The organism is Crocosphaera sp. (genome assembly GCF_030064895.1).
GTDB lineage: Bacteria > Cyanobacteriota > Cyanobacteriia > Cyanobacteriales > Microcystaceae > Crocosphaera.
This window is the reverse complement of record NZ_JASJEB010000085.1, coordinates 24,518-37,157: the sequence shown is the minus strand read 5'-3', so window position 1 is coordinate 37,157 and position 12,640 is coordinate 24,518. Positions and strand designations below refer to the sequence as shown.

The following is a 12,640-nucleotide window of genomic DNA, read 5'->3' as shown; positions in this document are numbered from 1 at the left end:
AAATTGCTCATAATTGGCTATTTAAGATTATATCTAGCTATTACTCCTTCTGCCTCCTGCCTTTCAACTCCTGCCTCTAACAAAACTAGGATTTTATTTGAAGGTGCAAGATGTCAGTAATAGCCAACTGGATAGAACTTCTCCAGAGGTAAAACCCCTACAAGATTTAGTTATTAACGCCCTACAGCGTAACTTATTATTCAAACTGGCCATTCAGCCTAAACATATTCACTCCCTACGGTTTAGTCGCTATGAACCAGATATGAACTACGGTAGCCATACAGACAACGCTTTGATGAAGGGTTTGGGGACTGCTACACAAAACTTAACTAAAGCTACTCAATATTACTCATAAGATAAGCTATCATAGAAATATGAGTAAGTTATTATCAATTTCTGAAGCAGCTAAACTCAAAGGGGTTAGTACAAGCACCCTCAGACGATGGGAAGCCGAAGGAAAGTTAATTCCTCAAAGAACGGCTAATGGTCATCGGCGGTATGAACTATGTCAACTTTTAGGAATCGACAAAGAACTTTCTTATACCATTGGCTATGCAAGGACAAGTTCTCATGACCAGAAAAAAGACCTAGAAAGACAAATTGAGGTATTAGAATTATTCTGCGCTCAACAAGGATGGCAATATGAAATTATCAAAGATTTAGGGAGTGGTATGAATTATAATAAGCGGGGATTACAAAAATTAATTCGTTTAATTGTAGATAACAAAGTAGAGCGTTTAGTCTTAACTCAAAAAGATAGATTATTAAGATTTGGCAGTGAATTAATTTTTAGCTTGTGTGAGCATTTTGGCACAGAAGTGGTTATTATTAACAGGACAGAAGAGTCAAGTTATGAGGAAGATTTAGCGCAGGATGTTTTAGAAATAATAACTGTCTTTTCTGCTAGATTATATGGGTCAAGAAGTCACAAGAATAAAAAAATGGTCGAACAATTAAGAGACATTGCTCAGGAGATATAAAATATGCAGAGCGTAACTTACTCAACTATAGCTCCTTCAGAAATATCTAGCTTCTTAGCTGATGTTGCTAAATTATTTAGTACCATTGAAAGGCAACTTTATCGAGATTTAGAACAACATCAATCTTTAAAACAAGGAAAATCTTTAAAAGAACTAAAGAAAGAATATCAACTAATTTATGGAATTAATGCTCGTCAATTTAATTCAATTAGAATATTTCTGCAAGGAAAAATAAAATCTCGTCAAGAATGCTATCAATTACAAATAACAGAAGTTACAGAAAAGATTAAACACATAAAGAAAAGTCTTAAAAATTTAACTTATCGAGTTAAGTTAGAGCCATTGTTCGCTTCAAAAACAGCTTCTGCTAAAAGAAAAGATTATCCTGCTTGTTCTCTAGAACATAACAAGAAAACACCAAGGGCAAACAGTTTAGCTAAACTACATCATAAAAAGCGAAAACTTCATCGCTTAGGAACTAAATTAAATTATCTCAAAACTCATAAACCAAAACTTATATTTGGTTCTCGAAAACTATGGAATGCTCAATTTAATCTAGAAGCTAATGGTTATAGTTGCCATGAAGAATGGTTACAAGATTGGAAAAGTCGCCGTCACCATGAATTTAGTTATGTAGGAAGTAAAGATGAAACAGCAGGATGTCAAAACTGTCAGTTAAGTTCTGGAGTTTTAGCTATTACTATTCCTCCAAGTCTTATCGATAAATATAAAACTCATCCTAACTATAAAGTTATGAGAGGAACTTCTAAAATAGTGATTGAAAGTGTTAAATTTACTTATGGACAAAAAACTATTGATTGGGCATTAGATAATCAGCAAGCATTAAGTTATCGTTTTGTTTATAAAAAAGATAAATGGTATATATTTTGTACCACTAATCAGATAAAGATTCCTTACCAATCACATCGAAAAAATGGAGCCATTGGAGTCGATTTTAACCCTAATTTAGTGGGATGGGCTTTTATTGATAGAGAAGGAAATTTACGAGATAAAGGTCAAATTTCTTTTAACTTAGCCGATAGAAGAAATGAACAAACTACTGCGACACTTGGGGATGTATGTAAAGTCTTAGTCGACTTAGCCATGAAATATCAATGTCCTCTGGTAATAGAAAAATTAGACTTTCAAAAAAAGAAAGCAGCTTTGGGGGAAAAAGGGCGTAAATATGCGAGAATGTTATCTAATTTTGCTTATAGTAAATTCCATCAAATTTTAGCCAGTCGTTGTCAAAGAATTGGTATTGAATTAATTTGTCTCAATCCTGCTTATTCAAGTTTGATTGGTATTAGCAAATTTATGTCTATGTATGGACTTGATAGTTCAATGGCTTCTGGCTTAGTTTTAGCCCGTCGTGCTTTGAGACTATCAGAAAGATTACCTTCGTCAGCCAAGTCCGCCTTACTTGAACCAGTGGATGATAGTAAGCACGTTTGGAGTTTATGGCGAAAATACCAGAAAAAGTGTCAGGGCATACCCAGACATCGCTTTTTCTCGAATAGGGATGCTAACAGCATAGAAAAGGTCACGCTATCATCGAAGTCTGTCTTAAAACAGACGGGGGTGACTAGCAAGCCCATTGGCACTTTTTCTTCAGGGTGAGATTCCCTGACCTTAGCAGACAAGGCTGTTCGGTCTGCGCTTATTCAAATGATCAACTTTGAGTAAGTTTATAGGAACGGTAAACAGTTTTTTCGCTCGGATGTCTCTTTTACCTTATTCTTGAGTTCTCCTGAAAGTTATGAGGGGGGAGAATTGGTCATTGAAAAACCAGAGGCGAATTTATCGTATAAACTACAGGCAGGCTCAATTATTTTCTATCCTTCTACCTTTTTGCATCGAGTAGCAAGGGTGAAAACAGGAACAAGATTAGTGGTTGTAGGATGGATTCAAAGTTTAATCCGAGATAGCAGTAAAAGGGAAATTTTGTTTGATATTGACACAGTACGTCGTTCTATCTTTGCTAAAGAAGGTAAGTCTGTAGAATTTGATTTATTAGCCAAAAATCATGCTAATCTGTTACGTCAGTGGGCTGAATGAGTTGCTGAGAGTAAGTGTGGGTTTACTAATTTTTTGCATAACTATTACTAAAAGGAAATATGACCCTTCAAAACTGGAAAATTCTTAAGTCTGATTTTATTGTTGATAACCAATGGTGTCGGGTAAGACAAGATCAAGTACAATTATCTGATGGTACGATTATTGATGATTATTTTGTTAATGTTCGTCCTGAAATTGCTTTAATTTTACCCATTACTCCTAACAACGAAATTGTTTTTGTTCGTCAATATCGTCATGGTGTTCAAGAGATTTTATTGGAGTTACCCGCAGGAACTTTTGACCCTGAAAAAGAAGATAGTTTGACGGCAGCTAAGCGAGAACTAGAGGAAGAAACGGGCTATATTGCTCAACAATTAATATTTATGAACACTATTTATGATAATCCTGTTAAAGATGATAATAAAATTCATATTTTTTTAGGTTTAAATGTAGAGAAAACAGGTAAAATAGAGTTAGATATTACAGAAGAAATTGAAGTTTTTTTAGTTCCTGTTGCTCAGGTTGTTAATAAAATAATGTCTGGAGAAATTTGTGTTGCTGGTACTATTGCTACGATTTTTATGGGGTTAGAATTTATCAGTAAAAAGTAAACAGTTATAAGGTAAAATGTCTCAAAAAAATTGGTTAGGAATTGATCCAGGACTGGCAATAGTCGGCTGGGCAATGTTACAAGAAAATGATCAAGAACTCCCTATTATTATTGATTATGGAACCATTGAAACTAATAAAAAGTTATCTACTTCTCAAAGACTCATAGAAATAGAAGCAGATTTAAAAGAATTACTAACAGAATTTAAACCCCAAGGTATTGCCATAGAAATGCCCTTTTTTAACCGTACAATTAAAGCAGCAGGAGGTGTGATGCAAGCATTAGGGGTGATTAATTTAGTTTGTTATAGAGAGGCAAAAATTGAGCCTATTTTTCTTCATCAAGCTAGTTGGAAATGTCATTTAGGAGATGGAAAAGCTAAGAAAAAAGAAGTCGCTGAAATGATTTCAACCTTGTTTAATTTAGAGGAATTACCCATCGATGATAGTGTAGATGCGATCGCTATTGCTTATGCAGGATTATGTGGTTTAAGAAACAATATCTAATTTTCTATACACCTGCAGCGTCGTCCCTAAAATTGGCCGTGTTTTGGTTGATGACTAATATTTTTAGCATGGGTTTTGATTTTAGCTATTTTTAGGGATAAAAACTTAGTTGAGGTAACCCTAAAGTCTCTTCCCATCCCATCATAATATTAAGACATTGTACTGCTTGCCCGGCCTGCCCTTTGATCAAGTTATCAATAGCAGAAAGCACAATCACGCGATCGGTTCGGGGATCGGTTTCTATACCCAAGTAACATAAATTTGTTCCACAAGCCCATTTTGTTTGCGGATAAACCCCGTTAGACAAAATTTTGACGAAAGGAGAGGAACGATAAAAAGCACTGTAAATGGTCAATAAATCCTCTCTGACAAGTCCGGGATCTCTGAGGGTGGCATAAACTGTCGCTAAAATTCCCCGAACCATTGGCAGTAAATGGGGAGTAAACTGTACTCTTACTTCATGACCGGCTAAATCAGAAGAAATTTGCTCAATTTCTGGTGTATGACGGTGTTTTGCTACTCCGTAAGCCCCAAATGAGCCTTCAGCTTCTGCGAGTAAGAGATGGGTTTTGGCTTGTCTCCCTCCCCCGGAAGTTCCTGACTTAGCATCAATAATGGTGGTTTCAGGCAAGATCAACCCTTGTTTGAGTAAAGGAGATAAGGCCATTAAACTAGCAGTAGGATAACACCCTGGACAGCCGATCAAAGAAGCAGATTTAATTTCATTTCTGTATAGTTCTGGAAGTCCATAAACTGCTTTTTTAGCTGTTTCTAAGTCCTCACGATCTTTATTGTACCAACTACTATAGGTTTCTAAATTCTTGAAGCGATAATCAGCCGATAAGTCTAATACTTTACAGCCTTTTTCTATCAATGGGGGAGCAAGATCGCAAGCAAGGCCATTCGGTAGTCCTAAAAATACCACCTGACAACGGGAAGCGATCGCCTCGACATCAATGGTTTCAATGGTTAGATCCACTGCATGACCCAAATGGGGATATAGTTCAGCGTAGGCTTGACCAGCACTTCCTTTACCCCCTAAATAGACAATTTCTACTAAGGGATGCTCTTGTAAGAGTCTAACTAATTGGACTCCGCCGTATCCCGAAGCACCAATAATTCCCACTGATATTTTTTCTAACTCACCCATATTTATCAATTCCTAATCTAACTTCTCAATAATATCGGAACTGACCGAATTGTAATCTTAAAACAAGACTTGGAATCAAAAGCTTTTGTGAAGTTCAGCGATCACCTCGTCTCTTGAGTTTCCCGAGTCTCCACTGAGGTTATTAACTTCTCCAACGCAAGATTTTTGGTTCCACGGGATTTTTAAAGGGTCGATTTTCCGCTATTGCTTTTTGGTATTCCTGTTTAATGCGAAAATACCATTTAGCCTGAGTATCGGCATCATCAATTAACATCAGAGAGGGATCATAAGCCAAACCTTCTTGTTGTTGGATGACCACATCTCGATCCTGTGCCAAGAATTTACGGGTTAAGAGACTTAATAAGGGTTTAAATAGCCCCATCCAAGGAATTGTCCAATAAATACTCTGAAAAGCAATACATTCCGTTTCATCGATGGGGGTGATCGTCGTTAATAAACAAGCAGAATAGCGATCGCCTCTTAATATTTCTGTCCTGACACTGGGTAATTCAAAGACGATTTCAATCGAAACCTTATCTCCTAAAATTTTGTAAGGCCGCGCACTCACAGGCATCTCATAAGGAACAAGACGAAACCCTTGGGAAACTGGTTCGTATTGTTTTTCTTTGACACGAAATTTACGAGGGCCACTACGCCACCACCAGGAACTATGAACATAGGGACCGTGAGCCGGATCCATCAGCCCAATGATAGCATGGTCAATATGACAGGCGAAATGAATTGTTTCTGAAACCCCTGGGGCAATTTTACCGAAGTCCGGAATGGTAGGAACAGGAGGTATATCGGCTGGATCAACCTCTTTTTTGCTATCTTCTGCAAAATACACCCAAATATGTCCTTGTACTTCTCGACAAACATAAGTAGGTATTCTTATACGACTGATATCCAAGTTATCGTGTTCTGTTAGAGATGGAATTTCCTGACAGCTACCATCTTCGGTGCTAAATCTCCAACCATGATAACAACAACAAACATCATTCTCCTCCATCCATCCATACTTTAGAGGGATGCCTCGGTGGGGACAAATATCACGCATGGCGAACACTTGCCCGTCTTCACGTCGTCCTATGAGGATAGGTTCCCCAAGCATTTTTCTATGCACCATTTTGCCTGGTTTGAGGTCTTTTCCAGGTAAGGCAACATACCAACAGTTACGCAATAGGGTGGTCAAGGCGCATTCTCCCTTCTTTGAACACTCCGCCAACTAAATTTTAGACTATAGTTGGGGATTCTTTTTCACCGATTACAAGGTGCTACTGAGAAAGGTGGTGTCCGCACCGAAAAGTAAGACCTTCCCTTACTAATGCCTCAGTGAAAGCAATAAATCGATATAGATAATTGCAGGTCGGGCAAGAGGTCGTGTCTCGGAATAAAATTCTTGACCGTACCTTATAAGTATCCCTGTCCCTTGTAAGATAACACAAGTCCTGCTTTTTGCCGGGCCCCGTCTAAATCAAAGATTGAACATGAAGACTTAGCAAAAAATTCCTTTCTAACCCATAGACGCAATGGCTAGATATTTTGTGCCGATCAACGGACTTAAAACCAAGTTTTCTGACAATAATCTTAAGAAAAAAGCAAGAAATATCAACAAGCTCTGAACCTATTGCTTAAATAGAGTTAAGTATGACAGATAACCATAGAAAAACTGTGACACAAGTATCCTGCTTGTACAGGATGGTAAATACTATGGCTAATAAGGGGAAAACTCTCTAATTAATGAACCAATATAGAAAGGTTTGTTACCTATTTTTGTGAACACTTATCTATTATATTTAATACCGTGACACCGACTATTAGTGATGCCAATGTAAAGGCTGCCTTAGCTGCGATCGAGTCTGAAACAGCTACCATTACGGAAAAAGTGGAAATGTTGATAGAAATGGCTGCTGGGTTGCAAAAGAAGCCAAAAAATAGCCAACAACTAGAAGATTCTATTTTCCTATACCGCAGAGGTTTAGAATTAGCTAACCCTGATCTGCCTTTGTTAAAAGCGAGATGTTTATCGGGAATGGGGACGGCTTTAAGGACTATTCCCAGTGAAGGGTCGGAATTACTCTTAGAGGCCAAAACCGCCTACGAAAATTCTTTACCTATCTTAGAAGAACACGCTTCCCCGGAAGAAGTTGCAGAAACGCAGATGAACTTAGGGGTGGTGTTGCAAGGCTTGGTTAACTTCGGACAGGCTACCATGCAAGATACTATCCAAGCTTATCAAGAAGCAGCTAAAGTATTCACGGGTGAAAGTTATCCTCAAGAATTTGCCATTTTACAGAATAATATTGCGATCGCCTATCTGTCTTTACCGTTAAGTTCTGATCAAGAAAAAATGCGTCAGGGGATGGCAGTACAGTCTTTTGAATCAGCGTTGAAATGGGTGACATTGATCGATCATCCCAGTGAATATGCAATGCTACAAAACAATTTAGCCAACGCTTTACAGTATCTTAATACCTCCCATCCCATTGATAATAATTTGAAAGCATTAGCAGCTTATGATGAGGCGTTGAAGGTAAGAACTCGTAAAGATACCCCCATCGAATACGCCAATACTATTGCTAATAAGGCGAATGTTTTGTTTAACTTACCGGATGATATTGAACACCCAGAAGCAGGAAACCCCAATAATTTAAAAAAGTCCCAAGGTTACTATCAAGAAGCGAAACAAATATTCGGGGACTATGGACAATGGGAACGGGTGGATATTGTCACAGAAATGTTGCAAGATATCGACCGAGAAATAGCAGCATTATCTCAATAACTCTACATAATATTGAGATCATAAAGTTTGTACTCTAGTTAATATTAGGAGACTTGTATCTATGAATGATTTGATCGCATACGTTGCCAATAATCCAAGTATTCAGGATTTTTTTACTAATGTAGTCACGGGAGAAATTACTCTCATTACGGGAATTTTCTGGTTATTGTTTGCTGGTTTTGTTTCTATGATTGCCGGGGCGATAGGTGGCATTCTTTTAGCCGGAAAAGATTTAGGGTATGAGCTAGCAGCTATTTTGGGCAGTTTATTGGGACCAACAGGAGTCCTTCCTGTAGCTACAATTGGTTTAGTTGTTCTCAAGTTTGTTTAGGAGTTTTTGATTATGTTAGATTTAGCTTGGTACTCAGCAAAGTTATTTTTTAAAGGTAAATTATTCCGTAACCCGGTTTATTTTTATCGTCAAGTAACTTTAGGGGTTTTGATTGGTTCTTTATTATTAGTTGGTCTGGGTGAAATGGGATTAAATCTCGCTTTTGTGATTACCGTTTCTAGTCTAGTAACAGGAATAATGATGCCATTTTTACTCAAAGATTTGAAAATGCAGTAAATATAGTAAGACAAAAATAATGGACAATGGATAATTATCATTCCGAGGTAACTAGGAATCTCAGTAATGTCCTAACCATGATTTGTAATGCTATAACGAACTAATGAGTTTCAGGTGGGCAAAAAAAATAATTTGCTTGATTACATCATATTTTTTTCCAAGTTTGCCCACCCTACTTCTGTGATTTGGAGTTTATGAAAAATCTTCTTAGGACACTCACCATAATTTAATAATTACACTATAAAATGGTACAATCAACAACTGAAAAAACACAAAATTTAGAAGAACTAATTGGGGAAATTAGTCGTTATGAACAAATAGTTAATCAATGGGATAAAAATCAACAAGTTGTCGTCGAAAGATTAAAAGAAGCTATTGAAAGCTTACACAAAGAAGCTTTAACCCGTCTGATTAAAACTCTTAAAAAAGAAGCCTTCCCTGCTTTACAGGAAGCAGTAGAAGACGAATTAGTTTACGGAGTTCTGCGCTATCATGAGTTAATTAAACCCCCTACACCTTCCCTAAAACAAAGGATTGAACAAGCTTTAGAAACCGTCAGACCAGGGTTAAAAAGCCATCACGGGGATGTAGAATTAATCGCTATCAAATTACCTGACACTGTAGAAGTTAAATTAGTGGGAACTTGTAGTAATTGTCCTGCTTCAACTTTAACTATGAAACAAGGTATAGAACAAGCGATAAAAACCTATTGTCCTGAAATTACCAAGGTTGTTTCTGTCAATCATACGGTCACTTATACAGGGGAAAAAATTGATAGTCCTTTTGCTACTTCGCAAGAGGTGGGTTGGGTTGCTTTGGCGAGAGTAGATGAGATTCCCAATGGAGGTATCTTACCCTTAGAAATTGAAGGGTTAAAGTTAATTTTAGTGAGAAAAGATAACATAATCAAAGGTTATCGTAACAGTTGTATGCACTTAGCAATGCCATTGGATACAGGAGAAGTAGAAAATGGTATTTTAACCTGTTTACATCATGGGTTTAAGTATGATTTAGAAACAGGAGAATGTCTCACCTCTCCAGGAATGTTTCTCGAAGCTTATCCTGTGAAACGCAGTGGAGACAAAGTGTTAGTAAAATTGGCGTAAGATGGGAATTAAGTATATAAGAAAAAATGCAAATATCCAGAGAGGAAATACCAAGCGACCAAAAACAAAACCTTGGTTTTCGTTACTAAGAGACGATAAATAAAAAAACTTGTAACCAAAGAAATTTCAATGGAGATAATATTAGCTATATTATGTAAAATAGGAGAGTTAAAACCTAAATTTTTAATCAATATTATCATCATTATGATATTTATTAAAGCCGCTAGGCTTCCCCCTAAAAGGAATTTTAATATTTTTCTTTTTACCGGTTGCTTCAGCATAGTTCTTACTTCAGTTACTCAAAATTATCCAACTTAATTTTTTGAGCTATTCAAACTTTAATTTGTGATGAAATTCAAGTTCATGAATTTAACTCCATCTTTCTACATTATCTTGATAAATTTCTTTGAGAATATCGATCACACTATAAGTGAATTGCCAATTAGGATAATGATTCTTGAATTTTTCTACGTCACTAATCCACCAGATATGATCTCCAATCCGATTAGTCTCAACGTACTCCCAATCTAGTGTTTTCTCACTAATGGCTTCACAATGTTGGATCGCTTCTAACATGGAACAATTACTATGACGACTACCTCCAATGTTATAAACTTCTGCTACTCTGGGATTTTGATAAAAGTGATAAAAAGCATTAACTAAATCAAAACTATGAATATTATCCCGAACTTGTTTACCTTTATAGCCAAAAACTTGATATTTATCCCCCGTCATGGTGCATTTCATCAGGTAGGATAAAAAGCCATGCAGCTTCGTTCCGGAATGACTAGGCCCTGTTAAACATCCACCACGAAAAGATGCAGTTTTCATGTCAAAATAACGCCCATATTCCTGAACTAAAACATCGGCCGCTACTTTAGAAGCACCAAACAAGGAATGTTTACATTGATCAATACTCATGGATTCATCAATGCCTTGATAGTAGCCATGATTAGCATCTATTTCCCAACGAAATTCTTGTTCTATTAGGGGTAAATAATTGGGGGTGTCTCCATAGACTTTATTGGTGGAACAGAAAATAAAGACTGCTTCTGGACAAATTTGACGGGTATGTTCTAATAATACTAAGGTTCCATTGGCATTGACAGTAAAATCCATGTGGGGATCTTTCGCTGCCCAGTCATGGGAAGGTTGCGCTGCTGTATGAATAATTAACTCAATATCAGTGCTGTAAGTTTTAAAAATTTCTGCGATCGCATCTTTGTCACGAATATCAGCACTATAATGGATATAGCGATCGCCGTACTCTTCAGTCAAACGAATGCGGTTCCATTCAGTCGAAGCATCTTCTCCAAAAAAGACACGACGCATATCATTATCAATACCTACCACTGTATAGCCTTTATTACAGAAAAACTTGACTGATTCAGAACCAATCAGTCCGGCTGACCCAGTTACTAGAACGATTTTCATTGTTAATTAAGATAAAATTTGAATAACAAATAACAATTGGTTAGAAGTATAGTTGACTTCCGCCAAAATAACAATAATTAACAAAAATGTCACGCATAAGTCCCCACCTAAAAATACTATAGCAGTTCCCATACTTGTGAGGCACACAGTTTTCTAGTTTTAGGAGTTCGGAGTTCGTAGGCGCGATATATAGAAAGCACCTCCCTATGAAGTGGGAAGCCTCGAAGACGAATAAAACCGTCCTGAGTGCTGTAGTTGTACTTCTCGGTTTCGGCTTGGAAGCCCCAACTATAGCGTAGCTTAGTTGGGGTAGTTCACCGAAACATACTACTAACGGAAGTATCCTCATGAATACGCCAAATTGCCTCACCTAAAAGATTGGCAACAGACAAAACTGTTAACTGGGGAAAATGAGCTTCTTCTGGCACAGGAATGGTATTGGTAACAATTACTTCCTCTAATACTCCACTGGATAAACGCTCAATGGCAGGGCCAGAAAACACTGCATGGGTAGCACAGGCATAAACCTGTCTTGCACCCTCTTCACGGAGCAATTTAGCCCCTTCGGTGATGGTTCCCGCTGTATCAATCATATCGTCTACTAATACGGCTGTTTTGCCCTTAACATCCCCAATGACATTCATCACTTCCGCTACATTATGGGACTGACGACGTTTATCAATAATGGCTAAGGGTGCATCATCTAACTTTTTCGCAAAGGCCCTTGCTCTGGCCACCCCACCTACATCAGGGGAAACAATGACGATATCAGAAAGATCCTTGGTGGCAAAATAATCTAATAAAACTGGTGTACTATAAATATGGTCAAAAGGAATATCAAAATAACCTTGTATTTGTGCTGAATGTAAATCCATAGCCAAAACCCGATTAGCACCGGCTTCAACTATTAAATTGGCCACTAATTTAGCAGTAATAGATTCACGGCCAGCGGTTTTACGATCTGCCCTGGCATAACCATAATAAGGGATTACCGCGGTAATTTGCCTAGCTGATGCCCGACGACAAGCATCAATCATGATCAATAATTCCATAAAATGGTCGTTGACCGGATTACAACAAGGTTGTATTAAATAAACATCACACCCTCGTATTGATTCTTGAATTTGGATATATAGTTCACCATCAGCAAACCGCTTATGAATCATCGGACCGATGTCCATCCCTAAATAACGGGCGACTTCTTGGGCTAAAAGAATATTAGAAGATCCAGAAAACAGACTGAGACGGTTATTATCTGACAATGAAGACACCGACAGATTTGGCATTAATATAGGAGTATGACTCACAGCAGACTCTTGACCCTTAACTCATAGAATTCCATCATCTCAGGTTTTTTGATTGTCTGATCAGATTTATCACTATTTTAATCATACCGGCATTCAGATCAAAGCAGCGAAATTACAGAGAAATTTAGGCTTTCCGAGA

At 37.4% G+C, this 12,640-nt stretch carries 12 protein-coding genes and 2 pseudogenes; 10 read left to right on the top strand and 4 right to left on the bottom strand.

Annotated features, from left to right (window positions below; genetic code table 11):
* Positions 1-118: 118 nt before the first annotated feature.
* From QNJ66_RS17560 to QNJ66_RS17535, 6 genes and pseudogenes are all read left to right on the top strand, one after another.
* Positions 119-298 (top strand): annotated as a pseudogene (locus QNJ66_RS17560) (PKHD-type hydroxylase); the annotation flags it as partial.
* A 76-nt stretch (positions 299-374) separates the two neighbouring features.
* Positions 375-980, top strand: a complete 606-nt coding sequence (locus QNJ66_RS17555) for an IS607 family transposase (protein ID WP_300509199.1) — start codon at positions 375-377, stop codon at positions 978-980.
* A 3-nt stretch (positions 981-983) separates the two neighbouring features.
* The gene (locus tag QNJ66_RS17550) at positions 984-2,600 is read left to right on the top strand and encodes an IS200/IS605 family accessory protein TnpB-related protein (RefSeq protein ID WP_300509197.1); all 1,617 of its coding nucleotides are present in this window, start codon (positions 984-986) and stop codon (positions 2,598-2,600) included.
* Positions 2,601-2,678: 78 nt separating this feature from the next.
* A pseudogene (locus QNJ66_RS17545) lies at positions 2,679-3,038 on the top strand (Fe2+-dependent dioxygenase); the annotation flags it as partial.
* A 59-nt stretch (positions 3,039-3,097) separates the two neighbouring features.
* The gene (locus QNJ66_RS17540) at positions 3,098-3,649 is read left to right on the top strand and encodes an NUDIX hydrolase (protein WP_300509195.1); all 552 of its coding nucleotides are present in this window, start codon (positions 3,098-3,100) and stop codon (positions 3,647-3,649) included.
* A gap of 16 nt (positions 3,650-3,665) precedes the next feature.
* Positions 3,666-4,154, top strand: coding sequence for a crossover junction endodeoxyribonuclease RuvC (locus tag QNJ66_RS17535; protein WP_300509193.1), 489 nt, complete (start codon positions 3,666-3,668; stop codon positions 4,152-4,154).
* Positions 4,155-4,245: 91 nt separating this feature from the next.
* Here QNJ66_RS17535 and argC read toward each other — a convergent pair whose 3' ends face one another.
* Both argC and QNJ66_RS17525 read right to left on the bottom strand, forming a co-directional pair.
* Positions 4,246-5,304, bottom strand: coding sequence for an N-acetyl-gamma-glutamyl-phosphate reductase (gene argC, locus QNJ66_RS17530; protein ID WP_300509191.1), 1,059 nt, complete (start codon positions 5,302-5,304; stop codon positions 4,246-4,248).
* Between the two features lie 142 nt (positions 5,305-5,446).
* On the bottom strand, positions 5,447-6,496 hold the full coding sequence (locus QNJ66_RS17525; RefSeq protein WP_300509189.1) for a Rieske 2Fe-2S domain-containing protein: 1,050 nt from the start codon (positions 6,494-6,496) through the stop codon (positions 5,447-5,449).
* Between the two features lie 612 nt (positions 6,497-7,108).
* Between QNJ66_RS17525 and QNJ66_RS17520 the strand changes: the two genes are divergently transcribed.
* The 4 genes from QNJ66_RS17520 (at position 7,109) to QNJ66_RS17505 (ending at position 9,760) form a co-directional block, all read left to right on the top strand.
* Entirely contained in the window at positions 7,109-8,086 is a 978-nt protein-coding gene (locus tag QNJ66_RS17520; protein WP_300509187.1) for a hypothetical protein, read from the top strand.
* 61 nt (positions 8,087-8,147) lie between these two features.
* A complete protein-coding gene (locus QNJ66_RS17515; RefSeq protein WP_300509185.1) occupies positions 8,148-8,417 on the top strand; it encodes a hypothetical protein in 270 nt (89 codons plus the stop codon).
* Positions 8,418-8,429: 12 nt separating this feature from the next.
* Positions 8,430-8,654 carry a hypothetical protein gene (locus QNJ66_RS17510; protein WP_300509183.1) on the top strand — a complete coding sequence of 75 codons (225 nt, stop codon included), beginning with the start codon at positions 8,430-8,432 and terminating at the stop codon, positions 8,652-8,654.
* A gap of 245 nt (positions 8,655-8,899) precedes the next feature.
* Positions 8,900-9,760, top strand: a complete 861-nt coding sequence (locus QNJ66_RS17505) for a NifU family protein (protein ID WP_300509181.1) — start codon at positions 8,900-8,902, stop codon at positions 9,758-9,760.
* Positions 9,761-10,129: 369 nt separating this feature from the next.
* Here QNJ66_RS17505 and QNJ66_RS17500 read toward each other — a convergent pair whose 3' ends face one another.
* Both QNJ66_RS17500 and QNJ66_RS17495 read right to left on the bottom strand, forming a co-directional pair.
* Positions 10,130-11,194, bottom strand: a complete 1,065-nt coding sequence (locus tag QNJ66_RS17500) for an NAD-dependent epimerase/dehydratase family protein (protein WP_300509178.1) — start codon at positions 11,192-11,194, stop codon at positions 10,130-10,132.
* Positions 11,195-11,508: 314 nt separating this feature from the next.
* Positions 11,509-12,480: a ribose-phosphate pyrophosphokinase gene (locus tag QNJ66_RS17495; RefSeq protein WP_300509201.1), complete on the bottom strand. Its 972-nt coding sequence runs from the start codon at positions 12,478-12,480 to the stop codon at positions 11,509-11,511.
* Positions 12,481-12,640: the final 160 nt, after the last annotated feature.